Origin of the sequence: Hydrogenovibrio halophilus DSM 15072, assembly GCF_000384235.1 — a bacterium.
Taxonomy (GTDB): Bacteria; Pseudomonadota; Gammaproteobacteria; order Thiomicrospirales; family Thiomicrospiraceae; genus Hydrogenovibrio; species Hydrogenovibrio halophilus.
This window is the reverse complement of sequence record NZ_KB913033.1, coordinates 2,288,330-2,305,326: the sequence shown is the minus strand read 5'-3', so window position 1 is coordinate 2,305,326 and position 16,997 is coordinate 2,288,330. Positions and strand designations below refer to the sequence as shown.

At 54.8% G+C, this 16,997-nt stretch carries 18 protein-coding genes and 2 tRNA genes; 16 read left to right on the top strand and 4 right to left on the bottom strand.

Annotated elements, in window-relative coordinates; genetic code table 11:
- Positions 1–5 precede the first annotated feature (5 nt).
- Positions 6–1,403 carry an MATE family efflux transporter gene (locus tag A377_RS0111150; RefSeq protein WP_019896453.1) on the top strand — a complete coding sequence of 466 codons (1,398 nt, stop codon included), beginning with the start codon at positions 6–8 and terminating at the stop codon, positions 1,401–1,403.
- Between the two features lies 1 nt (position 1,404).
- Here A377_RS0111150 and A377_RS13180 read toward each other — a convergent pair whose 3' ends face one another.
- Positions 1,405–1,542: a hypothetical protein gene (locus tag A377_RS13180; RefSeq protein ID WP_019896452.1), complete on the bottom strand. Its 138-nt coding sequence runs from the start codon at positions 1,540–1,542 to the stop codon at positions 1,405–1,407.
- A gap of 152 nt (positions 1,543–1,694) precedes the next feature.
- On the opposite strand from A377_RS13180, the gene A377_RS0111140 reads away from it, so the two are divergent.
- From A377_RS0111140 to A377_RS0111130, 3 genes are all read left to right on the top strand, one after another.
- Entirely contained in the window at positions 1,695–2,894 is a 1,200-nt protein-coding gene (locus A377_RS0111140; protein WP_019896450.1) for an SPOR domain-containing protein, read from the top strand.
- Between the two features lie 87 nt (positions 2,895–2,981).
- Positions 2,982–3,068: transfer RNA gene (locus A377_RS0111135), tRNA-Leu, on the top strand.
- 4 nt (positions 3,069–3,072) lie between these two features.
- Positions 3,073–3,149, top strand: a tRNA-Val gene (locus A377_RS0111130).
- Between the two features lie 221 nt (positions 3,150–3,370).
- On the opposite strand, the gene A377_RS0111125 is transcribed toward A377_RS0111130, so the two are convergent.
- Entirely contained in the window at positions 3,371–3,904 is a 534-nt protein-coding gene (locus tag A377_RS0111125) for a DUF3087 family protein (RefSeq protein WP_019896448.1), read from the bottom strand.
- A 183-nt stretch (positions 3,905–4,087) separates the two neighbouring features.
- On the opposite strand from A377_RS0111125, the gene queA reads away from it, so the two are divergent.
- The 5 genes from queA (at position 4,088) to secF (ending at position 9,855) form a co-directional block, all read left to right on the top strand.
- On the top strand, positions 4,088–5,167 hold the full coding sequence (gene queA / locus A377_RS0111120; RefSeq protein ID WP_019896447.1) for a tRNA preQ1(34) S-adenosylmethionine ribosyltransferase-isomerase QueA: 1,080 nt from the start codon (positions 4,088–4,090) through the stop codon (positions 5,165–5,167).
- On the top strand, positions 5,164–6,276 hold the full coding sequence (gene tgt / locus A377_RS0111115; RefSeq protein ID WP_019896446.1) for a tRNA guanosine(34) transglycosylase Tgt: 1,113 nt from the start codon (positions 5,164–5,166) through the stop codon (positions 6,274–6,276). Before queA ends, tgt begins: the two co-directional genes overlap by 4 nt.
- Before the next feature lie 156 nt (positions 6,277–6,432).
- Positions 6,433–6,768, top strand: a complete 336-nt coding sequence (yajC, locus tag A377_RS0111110; RefSeq protein WP_019896445.1) for a preprotein translocase subunit YajC — start codon at positions 6,433–6,435, stop codon at positions 6,766–6,768.
- 143 nt (positions 6,769–6,911) lie between these two features.
- Positions 6,912–8,789 carry a protein translocase subunit SecD gene (gene secD, locus A377_RS0111105; protein ID WP_019896444.1) on the top strand — a complete coding sequence of 626 codons (1,878 nt, stop codon included), beginning with the start codon at positions 6,912–6,914 and terminating at the stop codon, positions 8,787–8,789.
- Positions 8,790–8,850: 61 nt separating this feature from the next.
- A complete protein-coding gene (gene secF / locus A377_RS0111100; RefSeq protein WP_019896443.1) occupies positions 8,851–9,855 on the top strand; it encodes a protein translocase subunit SecF in 1,005 nt (334 codons plus the stop codon).
- A 119-nt stretch (positions 9,856–9,974) separates the two neighbouring features.
- On the opposite strand, the gene A377_RS0111095 is transcribed toward secF, so the two are convergent.
- Positions 9,975–10,430, bottom strand: a complete 456-nt coding sequence (locus A377_RS0111095) for a hypothetical protein (RefSeq protein ID WP_157760850.1) — start codon at positions 10,428–10,430, stop codon at positions 9,975–9,977.
- Positions 10,431–10,538: 108 nt separating this feature from the next.
- Between A377_RS0111095 and A377_RS0111090 the strand changes: the two genes are divergently transcribed.
- On the top strand, positions 10,539–11,024 hold the full coding sequence (locus A377_RS0111090) for a YcgN family cysteine cluster protein (RefSeq protein ID WP_019896441.1): 486 nt from the start codon (positions 10,539–10,541) through the stop codon (positions 11,022–11,024).
- A 230-nt stretch (positions 11,025–11,254) separates the two neighbouring features.
- On the opposite strand, the gene A377_RS0111085 is transcribed toward A377_RS0111090, so the two are convergent.
- Positions 11,255–11,749 (bottom strand): FKBP-type peptidyl-prolyl cis-trans isomerase, encoded by a 495-nt coding sequence (locus tag A377_RS0111085; RefSeq protein WP_019896440.1) that lies wholly within the window; start codon positions 11,747–11,749, stop codon positions 11,255–11,257.
- An 82-nt stretch (positions 11,750–11,831) separates the two neighbouring features.
- Here A377_RS0111085 and A377_RS0111080 point away from each other — a divergent pair, with 82 nt between their 5' ends.
- The 6 genes from A377_RS0111080 to A377_RS0111050 all read left to right on the top strand — a co-directional run bounded on the left by A377_RS0111080 (position 11,832) and on the right by A377_RS0111050 (position 16,954).
- A complete protein-coding gene (locus A377_RS0111080) occupies positions 11,832–12,254 on the top strand; it encodes a CopD family protein (protein WP_019896439.1) in 423 nt (140 codons plus the stop codon).
- A gap of 1 nt (position 12,255) precedes the next feature.
- Entirely contained in the window at positions 12,256–13,389 is a 1,134-nt protein-coding gene (locus A377_RS0111075) for a sialidase family protein (RefSeq protein WP_019896438.1), read from the top strand.
- Between the two features lie 49 nt (positions 13,390–13,438).
- Positions 13,439–14,809: a 30S ribosomal protein S12 methylthiotransferase RimO gene (gene rimO, locus A377_RS0111070; RefSeq protein WP_019896437.1), complete on the top strand. Its 1,371-nt coding sequence runs from the start codon at positions 13,439–13,441 to the stop codon at positions 14,807–14,809.
- 338 nt (positions 14,810–15,147) lie between these two features.
- Positions 15,148–15,810 carry a peroxiredoxin gene (locus A377_RS0111060; RefSeq protein WP_019896435.1) on the top strand — a complete coding sequence of 221 codons (663 nt, stop codon included), beginning with the start codon at positions 15,148–15,150 and terminating at the stop codon, positions 15,808–15,810.
- Positions 15,811–15,909: 99 nt separating this feature from the next.
- Positions 15,910–16,401, top strand: a complete 492-nt coding sequence (locus A377_RS12510; protein WP_157760846.1) for a hypothetical protein — start codon at positions 15,910–15,912, stop codon at positions 16,399–16,401.
- Positions 16,385–16,954, top strand: coding sequence for a DNA-deoxyinosine glycosylase (locus A377_RS0111050; RefSeq protein WP_019896433.1), 570 nt, complete (start codon positions 16,385–16,387; stop codon positions 16,952–16,954). Before A377_RS12510 ends, A377_RS0111050 begins: the two co-directional genes overlap by 17 nt.
- The last annotated feature ends 43 nt before the right edge of the window (positions 16,955–16,997 follow it).

The following is a 16,997-nucleotide window of genomic DNA, read 5'->3' as shown; positions in this document are numbered from 1 at the left end:
CATACGTGGTATCTGAAACGCCCAAGCTGACTCTCTCCGGCTATTGGCTGGAGGCGCGTGTGCTGCTCAAACTGGCCTTGCCCATTCTGGTGGCGCAGCTGGCCATCACCGGTTTGGGTGTGATCGATACCGTTATGTCTGGCCATGTCGGCACCGACGATCTGGCCGCCATCGGTCTGGGGTCGAGCCTGATGTTTCCGGTGCTGATGGTGCCTATGGGGATTTTGCTGGCCTTGACGCCTCTCGTGTCCAGGCGTTTCGGCCAGAAAGACTCCGAAGCGATTGCGCGCTATCTTCAGCAGGGATTGTGGCTTTCCGTGCCGCTGGGGCTGTTGGCACTGGCGGTGCTGATGTTCCCGCAATGGGTGTTGGATCAGCTTTCGCTTTCGCCGAATGTGTATCAATTGACCGAAGATTACCTGGCTTTTGTCGGGCTGGGCATTCCCGGTCTGGCCCTGTATCTGGCCTTGCGTTTTTTCTGGGAAGGCCTGTCTTTGACCTGGCCGACGATGGTGATCAGTGTGTTGGCCTTGTTGGTCAATGTGCCACTCAATGCCTTGTTTATATACGGCTGGGGCCCGGTGCCGGCTTTTGGTGCCGCCGGGTGCGGCATTGCCTCGGCGATGGTCATGTGGGCCATGCTCGGGGCCGGGATCTGGTTTGTGCGCCGTTATCCCCAGACCCGGTCTCTGACAGTGTGGCCGAAAGGAACGTGGTTTCGCATGCGATGGCGTCAGGGCCTGGCCGACATCCTGTCATTGGGCGTGCCCAATATGCTGGCGCTGCTGTTTGAAGTGACTCTGTTCAGTCTGATTGCCGTATTCATTGCCAAACTGGGCACCGAAGTGATTGCTGCCAACCAGGTGGTGATGAGTTACACCTCCATGGCCTTTATGATTCCCTTGAGTCTGTCGTTGGCGGTCACAGTGCGGGTGGGCACGGCTTACGGTCAGGGCAGCCTGACCGCGATGCGTCTCAGCGTGCGCACCGGGCTGGCGGTGGCCGTTGCGTTCAGCGCGGTGGTGGCCCTGATCACGTTCAGCGCGCGCGACCTCATCGCCGAGTTTTATACCTCCGACCCGGCGGTGATTGCCATTGCTGTGTGGCTGTTGTTGCTGGCCGCCGCCTATCAGGTGTTTGATGCGGTGCAGGTGACGTCGGCTGGCATACTGAGAGGTTTGCACCACACCCGCACCACCATGGTGGTCACTTTTATCAGTTACTGGGTTCTGGGCATGGGAGGCGGTTATATTATGGCGTTTACCGATTGGTGGATGCCTGCGCAAGGTGTGGGCGGCTTTTGGCTGGGGATTGTCTTCGGATTGATTCTGGCCGCTTTTCTGTTGCAGTGGAAATTGTGGCACCTGAAAGCAGGCCTGGTCAAAAATGGGGCGCTTCGCTAGGTCAGGAAGATCGGTCGCGGTTTTTGAAGGCCTTGTAAAGTCCCCATAGTACCAAAGCGACCACCAGTATGCTGATGCCGACAAATCCCAGGGTCAGTAACAGGGCAGAGCCCACTTCTTCCAAGCCAATGTTATGCATATCTCGATTCCTGTAAACTTCGCTTTGCAATTATCCAACAACATTCTACAATAACTGGAAGGCAGACGTTGCCTTCAAGGCTGATCAAGCTGGAGCCGGTCGATGTTTGGCTGTTTTTGTTACCCCTGATTCGCATGACCTGAGCACAAAGCATGGCGCAAACCATTTCCGAATTTGAAAAAGAACGGGCCGAACTGCTCAAAGCCATCGAAGACCAGGCTCAGCAGCGCTCTTCCGAACGTGGGCCGGCGTTGACGCCGGGTTCCGAGGAGTCGACCGATGCCCGCTCAGAACACTCACTAAGCGATTGGCTTCAAGCCGCAGAGGATGTTATGCCAGCCCGAGAAAAGAAACCCCAATCCGCCCCGTCCAGAGCCAGTCAACGCACCAAAAGCCAGAAGGTGTCCTTTTTTGGTGTGATCATCATGCTCTCACTGCTGTTTACCATTCTGGGGGTGCTCTACATCGGTTACACCAGCATTCATAACGAACTGCAGAAAGTGGTCGAATCGGTGGACGGTTCACGCGATCGGCTGGCGGCGCTGGAAGTCAAAGTGGCGGATGTGGAAAAAGCCGCGGCCACAGGCGGTCAGTCCGAGGTGTTTACTCAACTGCAACAGCAGGTGGCCACGCTGGAAGAAGAAGTGGCCAATCTGAAAGCCGCACAACAGGCACTGGATCATTCGGTCACCGATCAGGCGAATACCCTGACCCAGTTCAACTCCTCTGACGGAAGCGCTTCGGCGCAGACAGGCAGTCAGGTGGTGACGATCGACATTCTGGAGCAAAAACTGCGTGAACACAGCCGGGGAATTGAAAGCAAGCTGGAAACGCTGATCACCCGACTGGCCGCTCAGTCGGATGGACAAGCCGAAGAGGCGGCAGGCGCCAACACCGATGCGTCTGCAGAAACGGCCTCCGAAGATGAGGCCACCATTGCCGAACCCGCCAGTCCGGAAGTGTCGCGGTTGAACCAACCCGTGATCCGCCTGATCGGAGACCCATCCAGTCCCAAAAAGCCGCAAGCACCGAAAAAGGAGCAGGCTCAGACCAATCAATCCGATCTGCCGGAGCCGATTCGTTGGCTGAAAGACGCGCCGGCGGAAAACTACACATTGCAACTGGCAAGCATGTCTGACCAGCGTTCGGTCAAACGCATTGTCGAGCAGAAAGGGCTGGAAGGGGCCAAAGTTATCCCCCTGACCCGCAACGGCGAACGTTATTTTGTGTTACTCAGCGGGCGTTATGCCAGTCGGGATGACGCCGATCAGGCCGCCGAGCGCTACAAACAACAGTTTGATATTTCACCGTGGGTCCGCCGGGTTCAGGACATCCGTTCCAAGTTGGAGTGACCCCTTTCAAAAAAGCGCAGAAACGGTTGACTTGGCGGTTTTGTGTCCCTATAATGCGCGCATTCTTTAAACGGAATGTTGTTCCAGGCCAGTGTGGTGAAATTGGTAGACACGTCGGATTCAAAATCCGATGCCTTAATCGGCGTGGCGGTTCGAGTCCGCCCACTGGTACCAAAATACGACTGTAGCTCAGTTGGTTAGAGCGCCACCTTGACATGGTGGAGGTCGGTGGTTCGAATCCACTCAGTCGTACCATTTCTTTTTTCTGTTCTTCCCGAATTTTCCTGTTGATTGCGAATAGCTTCGTTATTCCTGATTTTTATCCCAGCGTGATTTTTTGTTTTGTTCTCTGGCAATTTGTTGCAATCGGGGTTCGTATTCCAAAGATCTGTACTCAGAGAGTCGTGCGAATTACCCAGAAACGCCACCAAACTGCGCTGGTTTGACGACATTTAACCCGAATGTTTCCCTTCGGGTTAAGACGCTGACCTGTCTGATTCATAAGGTGCCAGTTGTTTCGGATCAAAACCGTCCTGTTCCAGAGACAGGTTCTGGGCCTGCATCTGCGTTTCCAGCTGTTCTTTTTCGGCTTTGAGGTCGGTCAGGGCGTGGTAATTGTTTTCCAGTGTGTGCATCTGGGTCAGCCCCAGATGGTAGAACCGCAGGATTTTCATGGCTTCCGGATCCTGCTCCTCCACCGCTTTCAGCAGGGGTTCATGGGCGTTGGAGATTTTCATCAGATTGCGTTTCAAGCGCCAGGCATACATGGTCTCGTGCATCCAGGGTTTGTCGGCAAAAAACCATTTGACGATAAAAAACGTGATCACCAGCCCCAGTAGCGCGCCCAAAAGGTTGAGCACAATCATGTTGTTATTGTAGGGGCTCAGGTATTTGACAAAGGTGGTGGCGGTGATCATGCCAATCACGATGAACATCGCCATGATGATCAGGGTGGCGTTGCGGGTTTTGCGCCGATAGGCCGACGGGTCCATTTCTTCCAGAACAAACATCTTGTCTCCTCAAATGATGATGGTGTTTTTGCCGCCATTTTAGCAAGTTCCGACCAAAGTTTGACCAGGCCTGGTTGTTTTTGCATCGACCGGCTGGCCGCTCGGCTGTCGGATTGAACGGTTTGCGGTATAATGCCGCCATTTTAAACCATGCCTTAGTGGATTCGTATTGGGGGATTCGCATTGCGACGCCAGGATTTTTATTTTGATCTGCCGCAGACACTGATCGCACAGCACCCGGTCGCGCAGCGTTCGGCCAGTCGTCTGCTGGTGATGCAGGGCGAGCAGTTGACGGACGCGGCTTTCGGCGACTTGCTGGGGTATCTGCGACCGGAAGACTGCCTGATTTTTAACAACACCCGAGTGATCCCGGCCCGATTGCATGGTCACAAGGCCAGTGGCGGCAAGGTGGAAGTGCTGGTGGAACGCATTCTCGGCGACACACGGGTCTGGGCGCATGTGCGCGCCAGTCGTGCGCCCACAGCCGGTACCGAATTGACGTTGGAACAACAAATCCCGGTCACGGTGACTGGGCGTGAAGGCGCCTTGTTCGAACTGGTGTTTGATCCGCCAGCTACCGGCCATGTCACGGCGCTGGAGGTGATTGAAGCCTTTGGCCACATACCTTTACCGCCTTACATCGAGCGCGAAGACGATGACGCCGATCAAGAGCGCTATCAGACGGTGTATGCGTCCCGGCCCGGTGCGGTGGCCGCGCCCACCGCCGGATTGCATTTTGATGAACCTTTGCTGGAAGCTCTGGCCGAGCGCGGCATTGCTACCGGATTTGTGACCCTGCATGTGGGCGCAGGCACGTTCAAACCGGTGCAGGTGGACGACATTGCCGAACACACCATGCATGCGGAAGTGATTGAGGTGCCCGCCGAGACCGTGAATCTGATTGAACGCACTCATGAGCGGGGCGGGCGCGTGATCGCGGTGGGCACCACCTGCATCCGGGCGCTGGAAAGCGCGGCCAAATTCTCTGAAACAGAACGTCTGGCCCCTTTTCAGGGCGAAACCGACATTTTCATCACACCCGGCTACCGCTTTCAGGTGGTGGATGCGCTGGTCACCAATTTTCATTTGCCCGAATCGACGTTGATCATGCTGGTGTCGGCACTGGGCGGTTACGACAACACCATGGCCGCCTATCGCCACGCGGTCGACGCCCAATACCGGTTTTTCAGTTACGGCGATGCCATGCTGGTGCTGCCGGAAAACGACGAAACGGCCAAAGCCCAAAATGAGAGAAATTTATGAAGTTTGAATTATTGCATCAGGATGGACGGGCCAGACGGGGCGTGCTGCGCTTTGAACGCGGTCAGGTGGACACCCCGGCGTTTATGCCGGTGGGTACTTATGGCAGTGTCAAAGGCATGTTCCCGGAAGAAATCGCTGACACAGGCGCGCGGATTCTGCTGGGCAACACCTTTCATCTGTCGCTGCGTCCGGGCACCGACATCATTCAGCAGCATGGCGATTTGCATGACTTTATGAACTGGCCCGGCCCCATTCTGACCGATTCCGGTGGCTTTCAGGTGTTCAGTCTGGGCAAGATGCGCAAGATCACCGAAGAGGGCGTCACCTTTCGCAGTCCGGTCAACGGCGACAAGATTTTTATGGGACCGGAAGAATCGATGCAGATCCAGCGCGAGCTGGGTGCCGACGTGGTGATGATTTTTGATGAATGCACCCCTTATCCGGCCACGCATGAGCAGGCCGCCGATTCAATGCGTTTGTCGCTGCGCTGGGCCGAGCGTTCCAAGCAAGCGCACGGAGACAATCCGGCGGCCTTGTTTGGCATTGTTCAGGGCGGTATGTTCGAAGACTTGCGCCAGGAATCGATTGCCGGACTGGTCGACATCGGCTTTGATGGTTACGCCATCGGTGGTTTGTCAGTGGGCGAGCCCAAAGAGGAAATGATGGGTACGCTGGATTTTACCGAACCGCACATGCCCACAGACAAGCCGCGTTACATGATGGGCGTGGGCAAGCCCGAGGACATTGTCGAAGCGGTGCGTCGGGGCGTGGACATGTTTGATTGCGTGATTCCGACCCGCAATGCCCGCAATGGCTTTTTGTTTACCCATCAGGGCGTGGTCAAAATTCGCAATGCGGCCCACAAAACCGATACCGGCCCGTTGGACCCGCAGTGTGACTGCTATACCTGTCGCCATTACAGCCGCGCCTATTTGCATCATCTGGACAAATGCGGTGAAATTCAGGGCGCACGGTTGAACACCCTGCACAATCTGCATTATTACCAGAGCCTGATGCAGGGGCTGCGTGACGCCATCGCCAGTGACACGCTGGAGGTATTTGTGGCGGACTTCTACCATCAGCGTGGCGAAACTGGGCCGACGGTGTAAAAACTCTGAAAACCACCAGGCCTGGTCAATTTTGACCTTTGCATGGGATGGAACGGCGATATTTTTCTGATTATTCCGCTGTGGCTGACAATTTTTTAGAATTTGCGGGCGCTTTGTGCCACAATATTGCGAACTTTTACAAGGAGAGGCAAAACTATGAGCTTTTTTATTTCCGATGCCATGGCAGAAAACGGTGCAGCGGCTTCAGGCAGTGGCTTTGAAGCATTGATTCCATTGATTCTGTTGTTTGTGGTGTTTTATTTTCTGTTGATTCGTCCCCAGCAGAAGAAAGTCAAAGAACACAAAAAACTGGTCGAAGCCTTGTCCAAAGGGGCGGAAGTGGTCACATACGGCGGACTGGCCGGCAAAATCCGTGAGATGGACGACAGCTTCATCGATCTGGAAATTGCGCCCAATGTCACAGTCAAAGTCGAACGCCAGAACGTGGCGCGTGAGCTGCCCAAAGGCACGCTGAAAGGTCAGGCCGAGTAAGCCGATTCGATGGGCGATAAAAAGGGTCAGGGCATGGTCAAACCGTGTCCGGCCCTTTTTTGTTTCAGAGATATTCTTCCATGTTCCGGTTTTAAGGAACGCAATTGTGTGTAACCTGCTCAGGCAGGCAATGGTAAGCCAAGATGTTTGAATCCAGACAGAAAATCATCAGTAACACCTACCCGCTGTGGAAATACCTGCTGCTGGCGGTGGCGATTGTGCTCAGTGTCACTTATGCCGCCCCCAATTTGTTTGGCGACGATCCGGCGGTTCAGATTTCACCGGTCAAAACCGTTGAATTCGACCAGCAGACCGCCGACCGGATTCGCACCACTCTGGCGGAAGCCGGGATCGAACCCAAACAGTTTGAGCGCCATCAGGAGCAGTTTCTGTTGCGCTTTCACTCCAGCGACGACCAGTTGGAGGCGCGAAGCCTGCTGAAAGAAGCCATGGGCCGTCAGGCCGTGGTGGCGTTGAACCTGGCACCGGCCACGCCGGAACTGCTGCGCTCGGTCGGAGCCCAACCCATGTATCTGGGGCTGGATTTGCGCGGCGGGGTCCATTTCCTGATGGACGTGGACATGGAAGCGGCGATTGCCAAAACCTATGAGCGTTATGTGGACGAGCTCAAAGCGGTGTTGCGCGAAGAACGGATTCGCTATCTGGGCCTCACCCACGAAGACGACGAACTGTTGTTGCGTTTGCGCGATGCCAGCGAGATGGAAAAGACTTTGAGCGTCGTCAATGCCGAATTCCCGCAGACGTTTGAACCGAAGCCGGATCAGGAAAACGGGGAAATTTCCCTGCCCCTGCTGGCACAGGTAAAGTCTGAGACCCGCAAATACGCTTTGAAACAGAACATCACCACCCTGCGCAACCGTATCAATGAGCTGGGTGTGGCCGAGCCGCTGATTCAGCAGCAGGGCGATCGTCGCATCGTGGTGCAATTGCCCGGGGTGCAGGACACGGCCAAGGCCAAGGAAATTCTGGGGGCGACCGCCACACTGGAATTCCGTCTGGTGGAAGAAAAAGGTGACCCGGTTCGGGCCGAACGCACCGGTTATGCGCCCAATGGGGCGCGTCTGTATCAATTCCGTGACGGGCGTCCGATTCTGCTGAAACGCAGCATCATCGTCAGCGGCGACAATGTGATCGATGCCAAATCCGGCATCGACTCGGAAGCCGGTTCGCCGCAGGTTTCCGTGACGCTGGACGGTGCCGGTGGCCGCAAGATGCTGGCCACCACCAAAGAAAACGTCGGCAACCGCATGGCAGTGGTGTTCATTGAAAACCGGGTCGACACCATTGAAAAAGATGGCGAAGTTGTCAAAAAACGCACCACCACCAAAGATGTGATCAACGCCGCCGTGATCCGGGGTCAGTTTGCCAACCGTTTCCAGATCACCGGGCTGGACAGCCCGCAGGAAGCGCAGGATCTGGCCTTGCTGTTGCGTGCCGGGGCCCTGGCCGCACCGATGGAAATTGTGGAAGAACGCACCATTGGCCCCAGCATGGGTCAGGACAACATCAATCAGGGCTTTTTGTCGGTGATCGTCGGCTTTGCTCTGGTATTGGTGGTGATGGCTTTCCGCTACAAAGTGTTTGGCATGGTGGCCAATGTGGCGCTGACCCTGAATCTGGTGATCATTGTGGCGGTGCTGTCGCTGTTGCAGGCGACCCTGACGCTGCCGGGCATTGCCGGGATCGTTCTGACCGTGGGGATGGCCGTGGACGCCAATGTGTTGATTTTCGAACGCATTCGTGAGGAGATGCGCCATTCGTCGATTCAGACTGCGATTCATGCCGGTTATGAAAAAGCCTTTGTGACCATTGCCGACGCCAATATCACCACGCTGTTGGCAGCGGTGGTGCTGTTCAGTTTCGGTACTGGACCGATCAAAGGCTTTGCGATCACCCTCAGCATCGGGATTCTGACCTCCATGTTTACCGCGATTGTGGGTACGCGTGCAGTGATCAACCTGATTTATGGCAACAAACCGGTACAGAAACTGTCGATTTAAACTCTGTCTCACCGACGTGTTCGGTGAGCGGGTTTTGTGGAAGATGAAAAGGAATTGATCCGTGCAAAACGAGCAACGTTACAATTTTATGCGGTTTCGCGGACAGGCCATGATCCTGTCGCTGCTTTTGCTGGCCGCCTCCGTCGCCGGTCTGGCCATAAAGGGCCTGAATTTCGGCATCGATTTTACCGGTGGCACCATCATTGAGCTGGCTTATGACGAGCCAGCGGACGTGGACGCCATTCGCACGGCCTTGCTGGACAATGGTTATGAGCGGGCTTCCGTGCAGAATTTCGGCTCGGCCGAAGAGGTCTTGATCCGCATTGCGCCGCGACCGCAGGAAAGTTCGGCCCAGATTTCCAATCAGGTGATGGACATGTTGGCGAACCAGCATAACGAGGCGTTTGAATTGCGCCGGGTCGAGTTTGTCGGCCCGCAAGTCGGTGATGAACTGACCGAAGACGGGGCTTTGTCTCTGATCTATGCGCTGATCGGGGTGTTGATTTATGTGGCCCTGCGTTTCGAATTCCGCTTTTCACTGGGCGCGGTGGCCGCACTGGTACACGATGTGACCATCACCATCGGTGTGTTTGCCTGGACCCAGGTGCAATTTGATCTGACCGTGCTGGCGGCGATTCTGGCGGTGATCGGTTACTCGCTGAACGACACCATTGTGGTCTTTGACCGGGTGCGGGAAAACTTCCGCACCGTGCGCGATGGCACCCCCGTGGATGTGACCAACCTCGCCGTCAACCAGATGCTGGCGCGAACCATTATGACCTCTGTGACGACTTTGCTGGTGTTGGCAGCGCTGATCGCGATTGGCGGCGAAGTGATTTACGGCTTTGCACTGGCATTGATTGTCGGCGTTGTCGTCGGGACCTATTCATCCATGTTTGTGGCCAGTTCCATTGCGTTGGCGTTGGGCGTGTCCAAAGAAGACCTGATGAAGCCGGTCAAGGAAGGCGAGGACGATTCGGCTCAGGAAGAAGAGTTGCATCGAATTTTTCTGGAAGAAGAAGCCAAGCGTGAGGCGCGCGAAGCGCAGGCGGCGGCCAAAAAATAAAACAAAAAATAAAAATGGAATCTGGTTTTTACCAGGCCTGGTAAAAATGGCATCCGACTGCCGGATTGACAGTCGGTGTGATCTGGTTCTGATGGACCTCTGAGTTTCCTCTGATTGGCTCAGTGATGCACCTGATTCGCTGGCAAGGCGTCAGAGGCCATCAGTAACTCGATTTCCTCCTGTGTCAGGTACTCATGCGCCAGATTGGCATCCCGGCGTTGCACCACGCTCGGCAATTCAAAGTCCAGATGCTTGTTCTGTTTGTCATTCAGGTTTTGTGCGAACTTCTGCAGGGCCTGAATCACCTGACCGTTCAGGTCGCGTTGCGCCTGCTCCAGAATGATGTCCTGCAACTGATTGACCCATTTCATTTGCGTATCTCGGACTTTGTCGGCATGCGCTTGAAGACTGTTGTCTCTGAGCGCCTGAGGGTAGCCGGCGGTCAGCTCCTTGATGTCGTCAATGATCATTTCCGCAATCTGAATGGTCTGTTCGGACGTGTCTTCCAGTCTCTGATCAATGTAGTCCAGACAGGTCACGACTTTTTGAGAAGTATCCATTGTTGTCTTACCCATAAAACGCTCCTTGTGTGTACTGTGTCAAATCTTTGACAGAATTGGGCTTTTCACAGTCAATAGATCAATAAGCGTGCCAAAACAGAAATATAACTTAAGTGTTTGAAAATGAATGATAAAAACAAAACCTTTTCAGAAGGTTCTCCGGCTGAACCGTCAAAAAAACCTTTCTGGTTGTGTTTGTCGTTGTCAGAGATGAGTGCGTCGCAGTGGGAATCGCTGTGTGATGGCTGTGGCTTGTGCTGTCTGACCAAACTGGAGGATGAGGACACGGGCGAGTTGGTTTATACCCGCGTGGTGTGTGAATGGTCGGATCCCGAGACCGCGGCCTGTTCGGATTACGCCAACCGTTCGGTCAATGTGCCAGGGTGTGTGGCCTTGACGCCGGAACGTGTGGCCGAGTTTGACTGGTTGCCGGACACGTGCGGTTACCGTCGGGTGCATCAGGGCCGGGATCTGGCGGATTGGCATCCGTTGAAAAGCGGGGATCGCCGTTCGGTGAAACAGAGGCATCAGGGATTGCATGGGATTCGGCTGGTGGTGGATCAACCCGGGCTGGATTACGAGGATTATGTGATTCCGGACCCGGATTAGATCGGTAGGGAATGGCTTTTTAACCAGGCTTGTTGGCAGCCTGTCGGACTTAAGCCAATCGGCTGCAAAAATCCTGCTATGGCCATTTTTTGTCCAATTTTTCGTTAAATAGCGAGGCTATTCGCCTCAAAATTGAACAAAAACTGCCTCAAATCAGAATCTTTTCGCTTCGATTATTTAAGACCGAAAGGCTGCCCGTCAAAAAGCCATGAAAGGCAAACGTCAGAAGATTAGGCTTCTTCTTCGTGCTGAACGCCGCCTGCGCCGTGCGCGTGGCCGTGTTCGATTTCTTCGTCTTTGGCTGGGCGCACATCGACGACTTCGATTTCGAAGGTCAGGTCTTTGCCTGCCAGTGGGTGGTTGGCATCGACGGTGACGGTGTCGTCTTCAATCGAGGCGATGGCCACGGACTGCGGACCCTGTTCGGTCTGGGCTTCAAAACGCATGCCGACTTCCAGGTTTTCCACGCCCTGAAACAGGTTCTTGGGGACACCGGCCTGGATCATTTCGTCCATGACGTCGCCATAGGCATCCGCTGCGGGAATGGTGGCGCTGAACTCATCGCCTGCGGCTTTGCCTTCCAGCTCTTTTTCCAGACCGGGAATCAGATTGGAATGGCCGTGCAGGTACGCCAACGGCTCGCCCTGAGATTTGTCGATCACGTTGCCTTCGGCGTCCGTCAGCGAATAATGAATCTGTCCGACGGTGTCTTGTGCAATTTTCATGTTGCAGGTCCTTCTTTTTATCAATGGAGCAGGTATCATACAGGTTCTCAATGACGATGTATAACGAGGGAGTCTCATCTCAATGCTTTGGTTGAAAACGTTTCATATTCTGTTTGTGATGGCCTGGATGGCCGGGATTTTTTATCTGCCGCGCATTTTTGTGCACTATGTGGAAGGTCAGGCCGCCGGTGAAGACGTGCGTCGTCTGGCGATCATGGCGAAGAAGCTGTATAAGTTTATGACCATTATGATGATGATCGCCATCGGTACCGGCATTTGGCTGTGGCTGGCCTACTTTCCGATGGCCGAAGGCATGGGCTGGTTGCACGCCAAGATCGTCTTTGTGATTCTGATGCTGGTGTACCATTTGTGGTCCAAGCGCCGCATGAAGGAAATGCAGGAAGGGCATCTGGACCATTCGGGCATTTATTACCGTTGGGCCAACGAAATTCCGTTGCTGCTGACCGTTGTGATTCTGATTCTGGTCGAAATCAAGCCATTCTGATATGAGCGATTCCGTTTTAACCGCCTTGCCGCATCTGCTCCGGGACGATGCCATCGTTCTGGATTTTTCGCTGGCCCCCAAAACGGATGCGCCGGTGTATCGGCACCCGGACACGTCGGTGCTGTCGGTTGAAGGCAGCGGCCATTATGTGCGCGCTCACAACGGTGACCTGGTGCGGGTCAACGACCAGTCAGCATTTTTGTCTGCCGATGAGGGCATCAGTTGGCGGTCGGTGCCGCTGTTTTCCGATTCCGATCCTGATACGGCGGGTAAAGGCTTTTCTGCCCAGCAAACCCACAGTCTGATGGTCACCGATTCCGGCACCATTGTGCTGGCGTTTCTGAACATGGCCGACTACCATTTTCGCTGGCTGAAAAACAAAAACCGGCCCACCCGCAACACACGTTTGCCGTTGTGTGTGACCCGCAGCCATGACCACGGCGAAACCTGGGAGCGACCCCAGACCATTCAGGAAGGTTATTGCGGGGCCAGTTTCAGCCTGGTTCAGGCCCAAAGCGGGCGGTTGGTGCTGGCGGCGCAAAATCTGGATTATCAGCAGGGGCGTCATTACAGTCTCAGCCACGTCTCCGACGACGACGGCCAGAGCTGGCAAGCCAGCAACTGGATCGATCTGGGCGGACAGGGACATCACGACGGCGTGTACGAGGGCTGCTTGCTGCCATTGAGCGACGGTCGCGTCTGGTATTGTTTGCGCACCAATTTCGATTGGTTTTACAACGCCTGGTCCGAGGACGAAGGCCAGACCTGGACCCGAACGCAACCCGGTATCACCGCCAGCAGTTCGCCCGCTTATCTGACCCGTCTGCAAAGCGGGCGGATTCTGATGCTGTACAACCCGCTGTTTCCGACCAATGATCAGGATGATCAGATGGTGGCGCGCCGGGCCGGGCAGTTTTCAAAATCGGCGGCGTCCTGGTATCGGGCCGAACTGGTGGCGCGCCTGAGCGAAGACGACGGCCAGAGCTGGACCGATCCGGTGACGCTGGCCTATTGCCGCGGTGCCTGGCTCGCCTATCCACGCGCGTTTGAACAGCGTCCCGGCCACATCTGGATCGACACCATGCAAAGCGGCCTCAAACTGACTCTGGACGAAGCCATGCTGCTGCAAAAATAACCAGGCCTGGTAAAAAAGGCACTTTGACAGACGTAAAGAAAGGACATTTATGACACACCAACCGACCATCGGTATTGTCAGTTTGGGTTGCCCCAAGGCGACTGTGGATTCGGAGCGGATTCTGACCCAGTTGCGCAGCGAAGGTTATCACCTGACCAACGATTACGAAGGCGCGGACGCGGTGATTGTGAATACCTGCGGGTTCATCGACGCGGCGGTGGAAGAATCGCTCAATACCATTGGCGATGCCTTGGTTGAAAACGGCAAGGTGATTGTCACCGGCTGTCTGGGAGCCAAGGACGGCGTGATCGAAGCGGTGCACCCGGATGTGCTGGCGGTGTCGGGCCCGGCGGCGTATGAGCAGGTGGTGGATGCGGTGCATCAGGCGGTGGCACCGCCCGAACACAATCCGTATCTGGATCTGGTGCCGCCGCAGGGCATCAAACTGACCCCCAGACACTTTGCCTATCTGAAAATTTCCGAAGGCTGCAACCACCGTTGCACCTTCTGCATCATTCCGTCCATGCGCGGCGATCTGGTCAGCCGACCGGTGGCCGAAGTGTTGTCCGAAGCACGACGCCTGAAAGACGCCGGGGTCAAAGAAATTCTGGTGGTGTCTCAGGACACCGCTGCCTATGGCGTGGACGTGAAGCACAAAACCGATTTTGCCGAAGGGCGGCCCACCAAAAGTTCCATGCTCGGCCTGAGCGAGGCACTGGGCGAACTGGGCGGCACCGACGAAGTGTGGGTGCGGCTGCATTATGTGTATCCCTACCCCAATGTCGAGGACGTGCTGCCGCTGATGGCCGAGGGCAGAATTCTGCCGTATCTGGACATGCCGTTGCAGCATGCCGACCCGGACCTTCTCAAGGCCATGAAACGGCCGGGCAATATGGACAAAATGCTGGAACGGATCGAGCGCTGGCGCGAAAAAGTGCCGGAACTGGTGATTCGCTCCACGTTCATTGTCGGGTTTCCGGGCGAGACCGAAGCCCAATTTCAGAACCTGTTGGATTTTATTGAAAAAGCGCGTCTGGATCGGGTCGGTTGTTTTCAGTATTCGCCGGTGGACGGTGCGGTGGCCAATGACCTGGCCGAGCCGGTGCCGGACGAGATCAAACAGGAACGCTTTGACCGTTTTATGCAGTTGCAACAGCGCATCAGTGCTGAGAAGATGCAGGAAAAAGTCGGCCAGACGCTTCAAGTGCTGGTGGACGAAGTGGACGAGGAGGGCGCGATTGCCCGCTCTCAAGCCGATGCCCCGGAAATTGATGGCCTGGTATTTCTGCCGGAAGCGTTTGATCTGGAACCGGGGGATTTTGTTCAGGCCCGCATTACCGCCGCCGATGCCTATGACCTGTGGGGCGAGGTGGTGGAAGGGCCGAAGACGCAGGCCACCGCCTATCACGCTCTGGTATGAACGATGGCTTGATAGTTAATGGCTATTAAGGTTTAAAAAATGTTTCATTAGAATTAATTGAAGAGCCTTGCTAAAGTAACACTCACATTAGCTGAGCTTGCTCTTGAATAAAGTGAGTTTATGCTAGTTCTTTAGCCCGGAAATTTCATGAATTTGCGCCAATATCACGCAGGAACTTGGTTTCACAAGGAAATTTCTGAAGGAGTGTCGTATCAACGATTACGGCCGACTGAAGAAATATTTCTTGTGGAATCAAGGGGCAAGCGAGATGGTGCATAATTTTATGAATTTTTCGGGTTTGTGACATGAATGTTTCGACAACCAGAAAGGAGCGCATCATGGAAAACCAAGACATCCAACAAGCCCAAACCGTTGCTTTGCCACGTTTGAACGAACCCGCACCGGCGTTTAATGCGGTGACCACGCATGGCCCCAAATCCCTGAGCGATTACAAAGGCAAGTGGTTGATTCTGTTTTCGCATCCGGCGGATTTTACCCCGGTCTGCACCACCGAATTTATGGCGTTTCAGGCGCGCAAGCCTCAGTTTGACGAGTTGAACTGTGAATTGCTGGGCTTGTCGATTGATTCGCATCATTCGCATAACGCCTGGGTGCTCAACATCAAGGAAAAATTCGGTGTGGACATCGAGTTCCCCATCATCGCCGATCTGGACATGAAAGTGGCTCAGGCTTACGGCATGATTCACCCGGGTGCGGCCGACACGTCTGCGGTGCGAGCGACCTTTATCATTGACCCGGACGGGGTTCTGCGTGCGATGATGTATTACCCCATGAGCAATGGCCGTTCCATGGACGAGTTTGTGCGTGTTGTGAAGGCGCTGCAAACCACCGATGAGCATGGTGTGGCCACGCCGGAAGGCTGGCAGCCTGGAGATCAGGTGATTGTGCCACCGCCTTCCGACATTGACGAAGCCAAAAAACGTCTGAACTCGGACGAATACGATTGTGTGGATTTCTACTTCTGCAAGAAGTCTCTGTAAAATGTTTCAAAATACGGTTAAGACCTCGTCTTAACTTTTTGAATTATATGACAACCCGGTTTTATTGGCCGGGTTTTTTCTGTGATAAAGGAATGCTGTATGACGTCTGTTTACCGTATGATTTCGCTCGGGTTCGGGTTGATGCTCTGGTTGTTTGCCAGCGTTGTTCAGGCCCAGACTTTGCCAGCTCAGAGCTTTGATGACCAGTGGGGTAAAGCCCAAGTGCTGGACGAGTCGACCCAGTGGGTGGTGTATTCGCATCACATGGATGGCAATGATTGGGTCAAAGGCGCGTTTGATCAACTGAAACTGTCGGATCTGTCGGCGCAACATCTGCTCTATGTGGCCGACATTTCTGGTATGCCGTCGCTGGTCTCCAAATGGCTGGCGATCCCCGAAATGCAGGACTATGCCTTCCCCATCGCTCTGGTACGGGAACAAAGCCGTCTGCAGGACTGGCCCAAAGCCGACGAACAGGTTTCGGTCTATCAGTTGAAGCAGGGTCGGATTGTGGCCGCGCATCGGTTTGACAGCCGTGAGGCACTGCAGGTGTTTCTGAGTATGAAGGTGCTCAATGACGGGGGAGGATAAAGCCGATGCCGAGTCGGTCGGTGCCAACTACTGTCAGGGCTTTGCTCCGATTCGGTCGGGTTCCGACAGACTGTTGATTCTGGGCACCATGCCCAGCGTGCGTTCTCTGGCAGAGGCGTTTTATTATGCGCATCCGCGCAATGCCTTCTGGCCCATTCTCGGGCAGTGTCTGGGTCAGGCCGATCTTCTTCGTGCCGACTTGGCCCAGGCCTCTGTGCCGGAAAAAATTCGGTTTTTGAATGCGCATCATATGGCTTTATGGGATGTGCTCGCGGCCTGCGAGCGGCCCGGCAGTCTGGATTCGGCCATTACTGCGGCAGAACCCAATGATTTTGAAACCCTGTTGGCCGCTGAGCCGGGCATTCGCCATATTCTGTTCAATGGGCGCAAGGCCGAACAGTTGTTTCGCCGACAGGTGCTGGCGCAACAAACGCTTCCATCCTGTCTGACCTATCACGCACTGCCCTCAACCAGCCCGGCCAATGCCCGATTACCCTTTGAAAAGAAACGGGATTTCTGGTGTCAAACCCTGACGAAAGTGCTTGGAAAATAAAGTAAAATAGCCGGTCAATTTGATAAAACGGAAGGATTTTGCC